We start from the raw sequence: 17,060 nt of genomic DNA on the forward strand, positions 1-17,060 counted from the left end.
TAGCTTTAGTTTGGTGCATTCCGCTTTCAGTTTTATATGATCGGTTTTTTTTGTCTACATTAAACTTATAAATATTATAGCCGTATAAGCTAACTATAAACCATTTCTGTTTCTCTTTTGGAGCGGATTTTCAGGAACATTAAAACTCAACACAGCCTGTTATTTTGAATATCTATAAATATTTGTTTGTTGTGGTTGCCTTGCTGAGTGCCCGAAATGGGTTTTCGCAGGATAGGAACCTTAAGTTTGAACATATCGGTACCCGGGAGGGCTTATCACAAATTAATGTAAGTACCATAATTCAGGATAGCCGGGGTTTTATGTGGATAGGTACCCGCGACGGCCTTAACCGGTATGACGGGTACGGCTTTGTGATATATAAACACAGTATCCAGGATGACAATTCATTAAGCAGTAACCTGATATCAGATATTGCCGAAGATAAAGAGGGCAACATATGGCTCGCTACACTTTTTGGCCTAAATAAACTCGACCGTAAAACAGGTAAGTTTATACATTACTTTCATGACAGCGCCAATTCAAACAGCATCTCAAGTAATTTTGTAAACAGGCTGATATTTGATCATGATGGTATTTTATGGATAGGCAGCCAAAAAGGCGGGCTCGACAGGTTTGATATCTACCAAAATAAATTTACCCATTACAAACACAACGAGGCCGACCTGTCGTCATTAAGTGACGATGATGTTACCGCGTTAAAGGAAGACTCCAAACACCGTTTATGGGTTGGTACCCTGAGCCACGGCCTTAACCTTTTTGACAGAAAGAAGGAAACTTTTACACGATATCAAAGCCAGCCGGGAGTAAATGCCAGCATTTCAGGAGGGTATGTAAGTACTATTTATGAAGATATTGCGGGCAGGTTATGGGTAGGAACCGAAGATGGCGGGCTTAATTTATTTGACCCGGGAAAAGGCACATTTAAACATTACCTCCAGAATAAAAAAGATTCGGGCACCATCTCGGGCTATACTGTTTTGGCATTAAGCATGGACCTGAACGGTAATTTGTGGGTAGGCACCGAAAATAATGGCGTTAATATCCTGAACCCGGTTACCGGAAAAATAACAGGCTATAAGCATGATGATATTGACAGGGGCAGTATGAATGGTAATTCCATTTACAGTATTTGCCGGGACAGGATGGGTAATATGTGGCTGGGGGCATTTAGTGGCGGTATTAACCTGTATAAGCGCAGTACCGAAAGCTTTTCGCATTTCAGGCATAGCTCATCACCAAACAGTCTGGCCAATAATTTTGTACTGTGCCTGCATGAAGATCAGGATAGTAATATTTGGGTAGGTACCGACGGGGGCGGCGTTAATGTGTTTAACAAGGATGGTACCGTTAAACACTATATGAATGATCCGGCTAATGCCAATAGCCTGACAGGAAATTATGTATTGAACATCATCCAGGATTTTAAAGGTGATTTTTGGATAGGTACCTGGGCTGATGGTTTGTGCCGGTTTAATCCCCGCACCGGCAAGTTTACCAGCTTTAAACATGATCTGGCAAAACCCGGCAGCTTAAGTAATAACAATGTTTATGCCCTTACCCAAACCCGCGATAACCGCATTTGGGTAGGTACCTATAACGGCGGCCTCGACCTGTATGACGAAAAGTCGGGTACATTTTCGGCTTTTAATTATGATCCTAATGATCCTAAAAGTATCAGCAGCGATAGGATCTATTCCCTGCTTGAAGATCATAACGGCAATTTTTGGGTTGGCACTTTTGATGCCGGCCTCAATTTGATGGATAGGAAAACAGGTACCTTTACCCGGTTTCAGCACGACGAGAAGCGTAACAGCATCAGCAATAACAGCGTCCCCGATTTGTTTGAGGATAGTAAGGGCCGCATCTGGATCAGTACACTTTCGGGACTTAATCTATTTAACCCGGTTACCAAACATTTTACGGCGTTTACAACCAAAAATGGCTTACCAAGCGATGTTATTTATGCTGTGCGCGAAGATAAGCTGGGCACCATATGGGTTAGTACCAATAATGGCTTATCCAACTACGATCCGGTTAAGCACACCTTTAAAAACTATACTATTGAAGATGGTTTACAGGATGAAGAATTTAAATCACATTCGGCCCTGCAAACTAAGGATGGCAGGATCTTTTTTGGGGGGATTAATGGTTTCAATTCCTTTACACCCGGACAGATTTTAAAACCATCAGCCTTTATGCCCCTGGTTATCACCAATTTTCAATTGTTCAATAAAACCGTGAAAATTGCCCGCGGGAAGGATGACCCATCCCCCTTGAAACAAGATATAAGTGATACCAAATCAATCAAATTATCCTATACTCAATCCGTAATTACATTACAATATGCGGCGCTTGATTACTCTTCATCGGATAAAAAGAAGTACAGTTACATACTCGAAAACTTCGACACAGACTGGAATAACGTGGGAAGCCGGAATACTGCTTCATACACCAATTTGCCACCGGGCGAGTATACATTTAAATTAAAGTATCAGAATACGTCAGGGTTATGGTCGCCGCCTTCAGCGGGATTAAAAATTACCATTGTGCCGCCGTTTTGGTTAACCTGGTGGTTTAAATTAATTGCCGCGGCAACCATAATTGCTTTGGTATACTTTATTTTTAAATACCGGATTAAATTTCTGAAGGCACAAAAAACCGTACTGGAGCGCCAGGTAAAGGAACGTACCGAAAGCCTGGTAAAAATGACAGCGAATGAACGCCTGGCCCGCGAGGCATCAGAAAAAGCCCGTGAAGAAGCCGAAAGCGCCAATAAGGCCAAGAGTATTTTCCTGGCTACCATGAGCCACGAAATCCGGACACCTATGAACGGGGTTATCGGTATGGCAACATTGCTGGCCAGTACCCGGCTTACCAGCGAGCAGGAGGAGTATACCGAAACCATAAAAAATTGCGGCGATGCCCTATTAACGGTTATCAATGACATTCTTGATTTCTCTAAAATTGAATCGGGCAATATGGAGCTTGACGAAGAGGATTTTGACCTGCGCGATTGTATAGAAGGCGTTTTGGATGTTTTTGCTGAGAAAGCTTCGCGGTTAAATCTTGACCTGGTTTACCAGGTTGAACATAATGTGCCGGTACAAATTATTTCCGATTCGATACGTCTTCGACAGATCCTGATTAACCTTGTGGGCAATGCGGTGAAATTCACAACCCAGGGCGAAGTTTTTATACTGGTAGGGGTAAAAGAGCAAAAAGATGACGACCTTGAATTGATCTTTAAAATAAGGGACACAGGCATCGGCATTGCCGAGGATAAACTGGAGCGTTTGTTTAAGCCGTTTTCGCAGGTTGATTCAAGTACCACACGTAAGTATGGGGGCACCGGCTTGGGTTTGGCTATAAGCGAAAAACTGGTGAAGCTAATGGGTGGCGAAATCAGCGTACAAAGCGAAATAGGCAGAGGGACTACTTTCTCGTTCACCATAAAATCAAAAGTGGGACAAAAGGTAAAACGAAATTACGTTTACCTTAACCTTACCGAGCTTGAAAACAAGCGTATTTTATTTGTTGATGACAATGCTACCAATCGCGATATAATTGACACGCAGCTGAGGCAGTGGAAATATGAGCCTGTAGTTGTGGCATCGGCAACTGAGGCATTGAAAGTGCTTAACGATCAGGATGAGCATGTTGACCTGCTGATAACAGATATGAGCATGCCCGAAATGGATGGCCTGCAGCTTGCTAAAGAAGTAAAGCGGAAATTTCCTGAAATGCCTATTGTATTATTAAGCTCGATAGGCAGCGAACAAAGTAAACGGGAAGACAATGTATTTAACGCGGTATTGACTAAGCCTACAAAGCATAATCTGTTACATAAGCATATAGTTGAGCAGTTAAAAGCCGGCAGCGGTATTAAAACTGAGTACCAGCAGGTGCAAACAGCGTTTTCTAAGGATTTTGCTAAAAATTACCCCATGAGCATTCTGATAGCCGAGGATAATTTAATAAACCAGAAACTTGCTATGCATATGTTAAGTAAAATGGGCTATAGCGCCGATATTGCGGAAAATGGGCATGTTGCGTTAAATGCTATGGTAACAAAACATTACAGCCTGATTTTGATGGATGTACAAATGCCCGATATGGATGGTTTGGAAGCAACGCGCTTTATCCGCAGTAATATGCAGGACCAGCCGGTAATTATTGCCATGACCGCTAACGCCATGCCCGAAGATAAGCAGGCATGTATTGACGCCGGCATGAATGATTACCTGAGCAAGCCCATGAAACTTTCTGATTTAATGGAGATGCTTGAAAAATGGGGTAAATATATAAACGGACATAATAAAGGTTTAATGAATTGACGTTATATTTACTTCGAAAATATAACGCAGTTATGAACCCTTTTGTTAAATCATCTATCGCTTTTTTTACCTGTTTATTTATCGCTGCAGTGGCATTGGCAAATGCACCGGCGCGTAATTATTATCAACTTAAAATATACCATTACAAAACCCAGGCACAGGAAAATACCATTGAAAAGTATTTACAACAGGCCTATATACCTGCGCTGCACCGGGCCGGTATTAAGAATGTGGGTGTGTTTAAGCCTGTAATCCAGGTAGATACCGCGAAGCTGTTATATGTATTTACACCCTTTCAATCATGGGATAAGTTGATGGGTATCGATCAAAAGTTACAGGCCGATGCGGCGTATCTTGCCGATGGAAAGGATTACATTGACGCCGCTTATAATGAGCAGCCTTATACCCGTTTGGAAACAATTATACTACAGGCGTTTCCGGGCATGCCTTCAACAGCAGTGCCTAATTTGACCGCTAAAAAAGCCGATAGGGTTTATGAATTGCGCAGCTATGAAAGTCCTACCGAAAAATACAACGTTAATAAGGTAACCATGTTTAATGTGGGCGATGAAATAGGCCTGTTTAAACGGCTTGGTTTTAATGCCGTTTTTTATTCGGAGGTTATTGCGGGCAGCCATATGCCTAATTTAATGTACATGACCACTTTTAACAGTAAAGAAGACCGGGACAAGCATTGGGACACTTTTGGTAAAGATGCTTACTGGAAAACGCTTTCGGCTAAAGCTGAGTATCAGCATAACGTTTCCCATGCTGATATTATCTTTCTGCGCCCGGCAGATTATTCTGATTTTTAGGTTGCCGGGAGGTTCAACTTATGGACTTGCACCAGAGGTGCAAAAGGTTTGCAGCATCTTCGTCCCCTCAGGATCCTCTGCGAGAGACCCTGAGGGGACATGAACAACAACTCAACAGTATAAAAATAAATCAGCGGAATCAACGCGATCAAAAAAGAATCAACGGTCGGTATTGAATATTTTGTCCGATATCGATCACTTTTTCAAAATTAAAAACATATAACTTATTGGTATTTAATGTTTTAATATTGGTATAGCTCTTGCAAAACCTTATCCAAATTTATCACAATGGATAAGGAAATTACACTTGAAGTTACAGCTGCCAAACGCAAAAAAAGCGCGGTTGTCATCATCAGCAGCATAGCTGTTTTGGTGCTTGCCGTAATGCTTTTGCGGGGATATATTAAATCAACCATTACCAGGGCCGAAATTACAACCGCCAAAGTTGAAATCGGCAATATCGAAAATACCATAAACGCCACTGGCGAGGTTTTGCCTGAGTTTGAAGAAATTATCACCAGCCCGATAAATGCTTCTATCAAAAGTGCGCTGATGGATGCCGGTAATAAGGTTAAAGCCGGCCAATCGATATTAACGCTGGATAAATCGGCTACTCAAACCGATTTTGAAAAACAGAAGTTCCAGCTCGAAACCAAACGCACCGAGATCAGCAAACTCAAGCTCGATCTGAACAAAAGCTTCTACGACATCCAATCCAACAACGATATTAAGCAACTCCACATCAGCAACCTTGCCGATGCCGTTGAAAATGCCAAACGCCTGTATAAAGCCGGCGGCGGTACCCGCGAAAATATTGAACAGGCCGAGCTTAACCTCAAAGTTGCACAGCTTGAAAAAAAGCAACTGGAAAACGAGATCAAAAGCAAGCAGCAAACCATGCAGCTGGAGATTAAAGAAGCCGAAATAGCTGCAGATATCCAGCAGAATGATCTTAAAGAATTACAACGCAAACTTGACCTGGCCAATGTGGTGGCAACACGGGCAGGGGTGATCACCTATGTAAACAAAAATATTGGCGCCAATATCCACGAAGGTGAAACCCTGGCCCGTATCGCCGACCTGGGCAGTTTCAGGATCCAGGGCAGTATTTCTGATAACTCTGCCGATCAGCTGCATAGCGGCTTGCCGGTTATTGTACGGATCAATGATGCCCAGCTAAGGGGGCATGTAAGCAATATATCACCATCGGTACAAAACAGCATCATTTCGTTTGACGTGCAGCTGGATGACCGGGCCAGCAAATTGCTCCGGCCCAACATGAAAGTCGACGTTTTTTTGGTGACGGCCACGCATAATAAGATCATGCGGGTATCCAACGGTCCGGCATTTAAAGGCCCTTCCGTTCAGGATATTTTTGTGCTGAACAATGGTAAAGCCGAACGCCGCACAGTACACATCGGCCTTACCAATTTTGATTATGTGGAGATCCGGGACGGCGTAAAACCCGGTGATGTGGTGATCACATCGGATATGAGCGAATATAAAAATTCGAAGGAAGTAACGGTGAAAAATTAGAAACAGAAGCTTGTGACACAACGGTGTTATCACGGCAGGCCCTTGGAAGAAACAAAAAAAGCGAGGGCTGTGCGATTCCCTCCCCTGGGAGGGTGTAGGGAGGGGTTTCGTGGACAAACAATTCGTTTAAATGGCGGATAAACCCCTCCCTGCCACTACGCATGTCTACACACCCCTCCCAAGGGAGGGAATTAAAAAATTCCCCAAACGGTTGTTGCTGACAACACCAACAACGGCGGGGTAACCATAACAGATTAAAAACGGTTAAAAAATAGAATCGGGCATCATGAAATTTATATACATCATACTATTATTAACCACAAGCTCAGTGGCGTTAGCACACGCTGGCACCGATACCCTGCGGCTAACGCTGCAGCAGGTGGTTGACATGGCCAAGGCCAACTCAATAGCTGCTAAGCAGGCTGCTACCGTACGCGAAACCAAGTATTGGGAATACCGCACTTATAAATCAAACTACCAGCCGCAGCTGGCCTTAAGCGGTACTTTACCGGGCTATACCAAAACATTTTCGCAGGTGCAGCAGCCCGATGGCACTATACTTTTCCAGCCTATTCATAATGACAACTCGTCGTTACAACTTAACTTTAGCCAAAGTATTACAGCTACCGGCGGTACTATTTATGGTACCACACAATTACAGCGGTTTGATGATTTTGACAGGCATAATGTATTGTATAACGGTATCCCTTACGGTATAAATTATTCACAGCCGCTGTTTCAGTTCAACAGCCTTAAATGGGATAAAAAAATTGAACCTTTAAAGTTTAACGAAAGCAAGCAGGTTTACATTGAAGCCCAGGAAAAGATAGCGGTTGACGTGGAAGGGTACTTTTTCGACCTGCTGCTGGCCCAGGTAAACCTCAAGATTGCCGAAACCAACTTAACTAATACCCAGGGAATCTTAAAGGTAGCCAACCTCAAGTATGAGTTAGGAAAAGTATCAAAAAACGAGATCCTGCAACTACAACTGGAAAAGATCAACGCGCAGAAAGCCGTTGGTACAGCCAGGCGCGATATGGAGATTGCTACACTGAACCTGCGCAGTTTTACGGGGCAGGAGGGGAGTGAGCGGATAGTACTGGTAGTACCGAAAAATATTAGCCAGATGACCGTTTCATCAGATAAAGTGCTGGCCGAAGCTTACGCCAACCGCTCAGATGCCATCGCTTTTTCACGCCGTATTGCAGAAGCAAAACGCGATGTGGCTAAAGCCAAAGGGCAAAATGGTTTAACCGCCACGCTTACCGCCAGCCTGGGCTTTTCAAATACAGCTACCAATATTCCTGATGTATACAAGAACCCTCAAAACCAGCAATTGCTGCAGGTACAGCTTTCTATCCCGATACTGGATTGGGGCAGGTCCAAATCCCGTGCTAAAACGGCTTTAGCCAACCAGCAGTTTACCGAGTATGTTGTTGAGCAGGATAAACAAACTTTTAAACAGCAGATAGTAACCCAGGTATCGCTTTTTAATGTAATGAAAGAGCAACTGGTTTATACCGCGCAGGCCGATAGCATAGCCGCCGAAAAATACCAGATAGCACGTGAACGCTACGTTTTAGGCGATCTGAGCATTACCGATCTCGGCATCGCCTTCCGCGAAAATGACCAGGCCCAGCGCGATTATGTAGCCGCCCTCCGTGATTTTTGGGGTGCTTACTACCAGTTGCGTTACCTTTCGCTCTATGATTTTGAAACAAACAAAAAAATCACCTATAACTAATTCAATATTTATTTTAACAGAAATCTAAACACATAAACGATAAAAATCACTAAATCACTAATTCATTAAATCAATAATTAATCACTCATGATACGTTTACAAAACATTGAAAAGGTATACCGTACTGATACCGTAGAAACCCTGGCCCTGAACAGCGTAAGCCTTGACATTGCCAAAGGCGAATTTTTATCCATCATGGGCCCCTCGGGCTGCGGCAAAAGCACCCTGCTTAATATTATGGGCCTGCTCGACGCGCCCTCAAAAGGACAGATCAGGATTGACGATCAAAAAACAGAAGGCATGAATGATAAGCAACTGGCAGCTTTCCGCAATAAAAAGCTGGGTTTTATTTTCCAAAGCTATCATCTTATTAACGACCTGCAGGTGCTTGATAATGTAGAGCTGCCATTGCTTTACCGGGATACTACCGCCAAACAACGCCGTGAACTGGCTGCCGAAGCACTGGAAAAGGTAGGGCTTGCTAACCGTTTAAAACATTTTCCTACACAACTATCCGGCGGTCAGCGGCAGCGTGTGGCTATAGCCAGGGCCATTGTAGGTAAGCCCGAAATTATTTTGGCCGACGAGCCCACCGGTAACCTGGATAGCGCCATGGGCAACGAAATTATGGAGATCCTCTTGAACCTTAATCGCAACGACGGCACTACGATAGTAATGGTAACCCACGATGAAAATATGGCCCATAAAACCCACCGTTTGGTACGCCTGTTTGATGGCGCCCAGGTTCAATAATTAACCGGTTTTAAAACTAATGTTATGCTTAAAAATTATTTTAAAATAGCCATAGCGGTACTGAAGCGCCGCAAGTTTTTTACGTTTATCAGCTTGTTTGGCATCAGCTTAACGCTTACGGTATTGATGGTGCTTGCCGCCTTTATTGAAAAGCTCACCAACCCTATTTACCCCGCAGATAAAAATAACAGGTCTTTGTATATCAAACGGTTAACTTACACTTCAAAAAAAGGATGGATTAATAGTAGCGGTTCGTCATTTTATTTTTTAAGCCATTATGCAGGCAGTTTAAAAACGCCGGTTAAAATGGCAATTGTTTCCGGCAATAGTTCGTCAAATGCATATGTGAACAATAAAAAAATAGTTATCGACATAAAATATACCAATGCCGACTTATGGGATATAGCCAATTACCAGTTTATTGAAGGTAAGCCATTTACCGCCGATCAAATTAAACAGGCCGACCGTGTTGCCGTAATCTCCGAGCGTACCCGTAATGAATATTTTGGCGACGGGACTACAGCTGTTGGTAAATTTATTGAAGCTGATAATGTAAAATACCGGGTAACCGGGGTGGTCAGGACCGTACCGGAGATAGAAGAAGTTTTTTATGCCAGTATGTATCTCCCTTATACAGTTGCTAAGGCCGATTACAGGGATAAGAGCTTCCAGGGGGCATATTCGGCTATATTACTGTCGCCGTCTGAGCAACTACTACAGAAAATGCGCATGGAGTATCAACAGATGACCGCCAGAATACCGTTACCTGATAAAGAGTTTGATGCCCTGCATTCAGATGCCGACACATACTTTGAAACGTATACCCGCCAATTGTTTGGCAATGCAGATAGCGCAGGCTATGTACGCTTTGTTATTTTCATAAGCTTGTTTATTCTTCTGTTCATGCTCCTGCCTACAGTAAACCTGGTCAATGTAAACATAACACGCATTATGGAGCGTTCTTCGGAAATTGGTGTACGCAAGGCTTTTGGAGCCTCGTCGAAAACGTTGGTTTATCAGTTCATTGTTGAGAATATTATACTTACCATACTGGGCGGAATTATTGGGGTTGTACTTACTGTTGCCATTTTACAGGTTATTAACAGCAGCGGGCTAATACCTGATTTGGACCTGGCTGTTGATCCTCTTGTATTATTGTATAGTTTGCTAGCCTGTTTGTTTTTTGGTCTGCTATCTGGTGTGTACCCGGCCTGGCGAATGTCAAGGCTTAATGTAGTAACAGCCTTAAAGGCGCAATAATTTAACCGTTTAATCAAAAAAATTATGATAAAGCATTTATTCAAACTCATCTGGAATAAAAAAAAGCAAAATTTTTTATTGATCGCCGAAATATTTATTTCGTTCCTGGTCATTTTTGCTGTGTTCACCGCGCTGGTATATTATTATCGTAATTATAAAAAGCCAATGGGGCTTACTTATAACAATGTGTGGGTGATTAATTACCAAAATGCCAGGCAGTTTCATAGCACCGATTCGGTGTTGCAATATTACGCCACCCTTACCGCTATGTTGAAAGCTATGCCGCAGATAAAGGCTCTCAGTTATGCATCTGGCAACGTACCGTTTACCAGCAGCATTAATACAACTGGGCTTAACTACAGGGGGCAAAACATAAACCCTATTAATTATTATCAAGCCGGTGATGGTTATCGTGATGCTTTCAATTTGAATTTACTGGAGGGCAGGTGGTTTAATCAACAGGATGTGGCATCCAAATTTAGGCCGGTAGTCATTAATGCCTCGCTTAAAGAACGTTTATTTGGAAATGGCCGGGCTATAGGGCAGCTGTTAGAGGATAACGATAACAGCCACATTAAAAAGATAAAGGTAATAGGAGTTGTACAGGATGTTAAGGATAAGGGCGATTATCTACCATCTGGCATGGCGCTCTACAATCGTTTGGATACCGGCTCAATGCGATATATGGGGCAGTTGGTGATAAAAGTATCGCCAGATGCCGATGCCGCGTTTGAAAGTAAATTGTATAAAGCCGTTGCCAGCTATATGAAAGATGCAACAATTGAAATCGAACATTTTTCGAAGAAGCGGGAAAGCACTAACAGAAGCACTTTAATACCTATAACTATATTTTGTATTGTTGCTGCCTTTCTCATTGTTAATGTATCGTTGGGGATTTTTGGCGTACTATGGTATAATATTAACCGTCGTCGGGCCGAAATCGGCTTGCGTAGGGCTGTAGGGGCTTCAGGCGGTTCGGTGTCGTTACAACTCATTGCGGAGTCGCTTATATTGGCCACGTTATCGTTAATTATCGGCGTGTTTTTCTCGGCGCAGTTTCCTTTGCTTAATGTATTCAACTTACAGGCGGGCATTTATATTGTCGCAATGTTACTGGCTATCTTGTTTATTTACGCACTGGTGCTTCTTTGCTCACTGTACCCGGGCAAACAGGCCGCGGCTATTTACCCGGCTGTTGCTTTACACGAAGAATAATTACGATATTAACCGCCTGTTATGATATTGGTTATTGATGATGATATTGCCGTACGCACCTCGCTGATCCTGCTGCTAAAAAGCGAGGGGTATGATGCTGCAGGTACCGATGAGCCTGCCGAAGCCCTTAAGATCATTAAGAAAAAGGCTCCTGAGTTGGTCATTTTAGATCTTAATTTTTCGATAGATACATCAGGACAGGAGGGTATGGAACTGCTTGCAAAGATCAAAGCTTTTAACAGCGCTATCCCCGTGATTCTTATCACCGGCTGGGGGAGCATTGAATTGGCAGTTAAAGGTATGAAACTGGGCGCCAATGATTTTATCAATAAACCCTGGACTAACGAGTACCTTATTCAATCAGTTAAAACCCTGCTCGATCTGCAGGATAAAAAGACCGAACACCATACCCGTAAACAACTGGATAAAACCTATAATTTTGAAAATATTGTAGGCGAAGATCCCCGGATGCTCGATATCCTGGAAACCATTGGCCGGGTAGCCTCAACCGATGCATCGGTGCTGATCATGGGCGAAAGCGGTACAGGTAAAGAGCTGATAGCCGAGGCCATTCATCAAAACAGTCTCCGCCGTAATAAGCCATTCATCAAGGTGAACCTTGGGGGGATTTCTACCTCTTTGTTTGAAAGCGAAATGTTCGGCCATATCCGCGGAGCGTTTACAGATGCCCGGTTTGACAGGGTAGGCCGCTTTGAAATGGCAAATAAAGGCACCATTTTTTTAGATGAAATAGGCGACCTGGATGCCGGCAGCCAGGTAAAGCTGCTCCGCGTATTGCAAGACCGCACCTATGAAGTATTGGGTAGCAGCCGCACCAAAACCGTTGATACGCGCGTGGTTTGCGCCACCAATAAAAACCTTAATGAGATGGTGGCCCGGGGTACTTTTCGCGAGGATTTGCTGTACCGAATCAACCTGATCACTGTTTACCTGCCGGCCCTGCGCGAACGGCCAAAGGATATTCCATTGCTGGTTAGCTTTTTTATTAATAACTTGAAGCAGATCTATAACCGGCCCAATTTGTCGGTAGCACCATCGGCTATGAAGTGGTTACAGCAGTTGCCTTTACCGGGCAATATACGGCAGTTGAAAAACCTGGTGGAGCGCTCCATTTTGGTGAGCCGCGGGGATGAACTGAGTATCGATGACTTCCGGTCGCAGTTGGAAATGTCGCCCATAAAAAAGGGGAATATCCAGTTGCCGGGCGTAGGTACTTTAACTTTAGAAGAGGTTGAGGTAGAGATGATAAAACGGGCTTTAGATCATCATAAAAACAAGATAAGCAAGGCGGCCGCTGCTTTGGGGCTTACGCGCAGCGCCCTGTACCGGCGGCTCGAGAAATACCAGATCCCGTACGATGAAGCTGAGGACTAAATACATTTTATTCGTAGTGATCCTGCACCTGCTAACCCTGGTGCTTACTTATTTTATTTTCAACGATAACAAGATCTATTTTATCATATCGGAGGTGGTTGTGATCATCTCTTCGGTAATTGCCGTGCAGCTTTACCGGCAGCTCATTCAGCCACTAAAAATGCTGATGCAGGGCGTTGAGGCTATTAAAGACAAAGATTTTAATGTGAAATTCCTTTCAACCGGCAAGCACGAGGTTGACGCGCTGATTGATGTTTATAACCAAATGATGGACGAGCTAAGAACCGAACGGACACGACAGGAGCAGCAGCATTTCTTTTTAGAAAAGCTCATCCACACTTCGCCAACAGGTATCATCATCCTTGATTTTGATGACCGTGTGCAGCAAATAAACCCTAAAGCTTTGCAGGTTTTGGGTATTGATGAAAAAGCGGTGGTTGGTGAATTGATTGGTGAATTAACCAACCCGATTTTTGAACATATCAAAGCTCTTAAATCGGGCGAAACGGAGGTAGTTAAGTTGGACGGTATCAACTCATTCAAACTCCAAAAATCGCATTTTATCGACCGGGGATTTTCGCGCCATTTTATTATGCTGGAGGATTTGACCGCTGAGATCCTGGCAGCTGAAAAAAAGGTTTATGGTAAAGTGATCAGGATGATGGCGCATGAGGTGAACAATACCATAGGCCCGGTTAATTCCATCATGCAATCGGCCATGAAAATCGATCAGCTTTGGGCTGGTCATGATTTCGACCCTATAAAAGATGCCCTGCAGGTTGCTATGGACAGGAACCAGAACCTTAACCTGTTCATGCGCAATTTTGCCGATCTGGTGAAACTGCCGCCGGCCAACAAACAGCCTGTTGTATTGCAAAAGCTCTTAGCATCGGTAGTAAAGCTGATGAATATCCGTGCCAAAGAAAAAAATGTGGCATTAGTCCTTCATTTACCCGAAGAACCAGTTAATATCATGGCTGATGAACAACAACTGGAGCAGGCATTCATTAACATTGTAAAAAACGCTATTGAGGCTATTGATGACCAGGGATCAGTAACCTTTACCATCAATCCCAAAGAAAAAAAGCTCGTTATCACTGATACCGGCAAAGGTATCTCGGCCGAACAAAATGCCAACCTTTTTACTCCCTTCTTCAGCACCAAAAAAGACGGGCAGGGCATAGGCTTAACCCTGGTACGCGAGATCATGCTGAACCACAACTTTGAGTTTTCATTAAAAACGGTTGCTGAAAGGCAAACGGAGTTTGTGGTTTATTTTTGATTCGGCCTTTATGTTTCACAGATAAACTGTTTAAATTCAATTGTTTTAATTGTAGAGACGCATAATTGCGTCTCCCTAATGCAAATTACGGCAAGTAAAAAACGACGAGGAAAGCCGCTTGTCCTATGAGAGACGCAACTATGCGTCTCTACCCAAAAAATCCAATTGCATTTCGCCGCCGCTCGGCCCCAGCCGAGTGGCAACTATCAAGCGGCCTCCGGCCGCCGTGGCAAAAGCCGGCCAGGGAAGAGGGTTGTGCCATGTCAATAAAAATTCAACATTGTATTAGTTTTTGCTTAATCCTTTTAGTAACGTTGTAAACCGATTTAAATGTTACCTTAACAGATAATCACTGCAATTACATCTACTATGCAAAGACGGCATTTTATCAAAATTTCTGCGGCTACATCGGCTGCCATGCTTTTCAGCAAACTTACTTATTCGGCCGCAAACGGTGCCGCGATGATGAACGCTCCCGATGAGGTTTGGGCTCAATCCGGTAGCGATTGGGTTAAGCTTAACCCATCAAACGGCTCGCATTACAACTATAAAGAAATCAGCGTAACTCTTAAAACTAATGGCAATGCGCTTGGTGTGTATGCTTCATCACCGAAGCAGGAACTAAATAGCTTAAGGTTAAAATGGAAGCACAATACCGCCGCTTCAGCTAAGTTCCTGGGCGATCATTGGGAACGTTCTTATGGCGACCTGCAATGGAAAACCATGGTTGCCGGCATTAAAAATCCGTGGTATGTAATTATTCATGATGATAAGCAAACGGCCTGCTTCGGGGTAAAGACCGGTGCTAATAGTATTTGCTGGTGGGGCGTAAATAATGACAGCATTGAACTTACCCTGGAAACAACTTCGGGTGGAGTGGGAGTGCTGCTGGGCGACAGGCAATTGCATGCTGCCGATATCATAACTACCAATGCTAAAACAGGAGAGAATACTTTTGCTGCAACCCATCGCTTTTGTAAAATGATGTGCGAAAAGCCGCGGATCCCCAAACAACCGGTATACGGGATTAACGACTGGTACTTTGCTTACGGAAACAACTCGGCCGAACTGATCAAAAAAACCACCGCTATGATGGCCGAACTGGTTACCGATCACAGCAATAAACCTTTTTCGGTTATAGATGCCGGTTGGGCAACTTATTCGCCGTTATTACCCGGTGATGGTGGCTGGAATGATGACTTTTCAAAGCCAAACGATAAGTTTAAGGATATGCATGCGCTGGGCGATGAGATCAAAAAATTAGGTATGCGCCCAGGCTTATGGATGCGCCCGCTTTGCGCAAGGCACGATGAAAAAGCCAGCTTGCTTTCGCCAAAGATTCCCGGCCGTGATGATCCTAAAAACCCAACGCTCGACCCTACCATCCCCGAAAATATAGCACGCATCCAACATAACTTCGATGTATACAAGCAATGGGGCTACGAAATGGTGAAGCACGATTTTTCAACTTATGATATCTCCGGTCGCTGGGGTTTTGATATGAAGGATAGCTTTACTTCGCCGGGCTGGCATTTTAACGATAGGAGCAAGACCAATGCCGAGATCATCCTGCACCTGTACCGCTCCATCCGTGAAGCCGCGGGTGATGGCATTTATGTGATTGGCTGTAATACGATGAGCCACCTGTCGGCCGGGGTGTTTGAACTTTGCCGTATCGGCGATGATACCAGCGGTCATGAATGGGCGCGTACCCGTAAAATGGGCGTTAATACGCTCGCTTTCCGCCTGCCGCAGCACAATGCCTTTTATGCGGTAGATGGCGATTGCGTAGGTCTTACTAAAGATATTGAATGGAAAAGGAACAAGCAGTGGCTGCAACTATTAGCCGAAAGCGGCGCGCCGCTGTTCATCTCCGGTCAGCCCGAAGCCATGGGCGAAGAGCAAAAGAAAGCGGTAAAAACAGCCTTTGCACAAGCCGCCAAAGTACAGCCGCTTGGCCAGCCATTGGACTGGATGGAAACATTAACGCCTGCCAAATGGAAGCTAAACGGCAGGGTGGTGGATTTTGATTGGGCGTAAACCAAGAGAGGGGCTTGTCACCCTGAGTGTTTAAATCCGGGGCCTTTGAAGGTGAAATGACAAAAGAGGGCCTGTCAGTCTGAGCCTGTCGAAGACTCGCGCGCAGAGGCCTGCCCGCCATACTTCGACGGGCTCAGTATGACACCCATTTTTTAAGTTGTCATAGGTAGCCAGTCGAAGGGTCGCGCGTGGAGGCCTTGCCCACCATGCTTCGACTGGCTATCCATGACATCTATTTTTTCTGAGTAGCGAAGGATCTTCTTCAATATGCAGAACTGCTATACAGGGCAAGAGTATGTTTCGTTATTACCCATAATAAGCTATAGAACCCAGACTTACGAAGTTTTCAAAACTTCGTAAGTCTTTCCCCGTTTCACTTATTCACTTTTCAAAACTCGCCGAATTCCCAAACCCATGGCGATCATTTTTTTAACTTGTCTGGGGAATGCGCGAAGAAATCCCCTTATGTATTCGTAACTCAAAATATTTGTAATTAACTGTTAGGCTATTAAAAAAATATAACGATTATTGGCGCGTGATAAATTGCAGCTTGATATGTGTTTACTGACATGGCTGTGTCAGTGTTCAATTTTTAAAAATCAGGTGTTCAACTAAATAAGCTGTTAAATGCTATTTTATTGATTATTAGCGTTTTAGTTGTTTTG

General features: G+C 43.9%; 10 protein-coding genes. All 10 read left to right on the top strand.

The window, feature by feature from the left end; all coding sequences use genetic code 11:
• Nucleotides 1-164 precede the first annotated feature (164 nt).
• The 10 genes from FHW88_RS05970 to FHW88_RS06015 all read left to right on the top strand — a co-directional run bounded on the left by FHW88_RS05970 (nucleotide 165) and on the right by FHW88_RS06015 (nucleotide 16,395).
• Nucleotides 165-4,355 carry a hybrid sensor histidine kinase/response regulator gene (locus tag FHW88_RS05970; protein ID WP_176623869.1) on the top strand — a complete coding sequence of 1,397 codons (4,191 nt, stop codon included), beginning with the start codon at nucleotides 165-167 and terminating at the stop codon, nucleotides 4,353-4,355.
• Between the two features lie 32 nt (nucleotides 4,356-4,387).
• Nucleotides 4,388-5,170, top strand: coding sequence for an NIPSNAP family protein (locus tag FHW88_RS05975; RefSeq protein ID WP_176623872.1), 783 nt, complete (start codon nucleotides 4,388-4,390; stop codon nucleotides 5,168-5,170).
• A 288-nt stretch (nucleotides 5,171-5,458) separates the two neighbouring features.
• Entirely contained in the window at nucleotides 5,459-6,706 is a 1,248-nt protein-coding gene (locus FHW88_RS05980; RefSeq protein WP_176623874.1) for an efflux RND transporter periplasmic adaptor subunit, read from the top strand.
• 286 nt (nucleotides 6,707-6,992) lie between these two features.
• On the top strand, nucleotides 6,993-8,450 hold the full coding sequence (locus FHW88_RS05985) for a TolC family protein (protein ID WP_176623876.1): 1,458 nt from the start codon (nucleotides 6,993-6,995) through the stop codon (nucleotides 8,448-8,450).
• 87 nt (nucleotides 8,451-8,537) lie between these two features.
• Nucleotides 8,538-9,203, top strand: a complete 666-nt coding sequence (locus FHW88_RS05990; RefSeq protein WP_091175395.1) for an ABC transporter ATP-binding protein — start codon at nucleotides 8,538-8,540, stop codon at nucleotides 9,201-9,203.
• A gap of 24 nt (nucleotides 9,204-9,227) precedes the next feature.
• Nucleotides 9,228-10,463: an ABC transporter permease gene (locus FHW88_RS05995; RefSeq protein WP_176623878.1), complete on the top strand. Its 1,236-nt coding sequence runs from the start codon at nucleotides 9,228-9,230 to the stop codon at nucleotides 10,461-10,463.
• Nucleotides 10,464-10,487: 24 nt separating this feature from the next.
• Entirely contained in the window at nucleotides 10,488-11,678 is a 1,191-nt protein-coding gene (locus FHW88_RS06000) for an ABC transporter permease (RefSeq protein WP_176623880.1), read from the top strand.
• Between the two features lie 21 nt (nucleotides 11,679-11,699).
• Entirely contained in the window at nucleotides 11,700-13,073 is a 1,374-nt protein-coding gene (locus tag FHW88_RS06005; protein WP_176623882.1) for a sigma-54-dependent transcriptional regulator, read from the top strand.
• Nucleotides 13,057-14,355 (top strand): sensor histidine kinase, encoded by a 1,299-nt coding sequence (locus tag FHW88_RS06010; RefSeq protein WP_176623884.1) that lies wholly within the window; start codon nucleotides 13,057-13,059, stop codon nucleotides 14,353-14,355. Before FHW88_RS06005 ends, FHW88_RS06010 begins: the two co-directional genes overlap by 17 nt.
• 369 nt (nucleotides 14,356-14,724) lie before the next feature.
• Nucleotides 14,725-16,395: a hypothetical protein gene (locus tag FHW88_RS06015; RefSeq protein WP_176623886.1), complete on the top strand. Its 1,671-nt coding sequence runs from the start codon at nucleotides 14,725-14,727 to the stop codon at nucleotides 16,393-16,395.
• Nucleotides 16,396-17,060: the final 665 nt, after the last annotated feature.

Source organism: Mucilaginibacter sp. SG538B (assembly GCF_013376065.1).
GTDB lineage: Bacteria > Bacteroidota > Bacteroidia > Sphingobacteriales > Sphingobacteriaceae > Mucilaginibacter > Mucilaginibacter rubeus.

Coding starts and splice junctions, on each gene's coding strand:
- FHW88_RS05975 (WP_176623872.1), top strand. CDS start 4,388: ATGAACCCTTTTGTTAAATCATCTATCGCTTTTTTTACCTGTTTATTT.
- FHW88_RS06010 (WP_176623884.1), top strand. CDS start 13,057: ATGAAGCTGAGGACTAAATACATTTTATTCGTAGTGATCCTGCACCTG.
- FHW88_RS05985 (WP_176623876.1), top strand. CDS start 6,993: ATGAAATTTATATACATCATACTATTATTAACCACAAGCTCAGTGGCG.
- FHW88_RS05980 (WP_176623874.1), top strand. CDS start 5,459: ATGGATAAGGAAATTACACTTGAAGTTACAGCTGCCAAACGCAAAAAA.
- FHW88_RS05995 (WP_176623878.1), top strand. CDS start 9,228: ATGCTTAAAAATTATTTTAAAATAGCCATAGCGGTACTGAAGCGCCGC.
- FHW88_RS05990 (WP_091175395.1), top strand. CDS start 8,538: ATGATACGTTTACAAAACATTGAAAAGGTATACCGTACTGATACCGTA.
- FHW88_RS06015 (WP_176623886.1), top strand. CDS start 14,725: ATGCAAAGACGGCATTTTATCAAAATTTCTGCGGCTACATCGGCTGCC.
- FHW88_RS06005 (WP_176623882.1), top strand. CDS start 11,700: ATGATATTGGTTATTGATGATGATATTGCCGTACGCACCTCGCTGATC.
- FHW88_RS06000 (WP_176623880.1), top strand. CDS start 10,488: ATGATAAAGCATTTATTCAAACTCATCTGGAATAAAAAAAAGCAAAAT.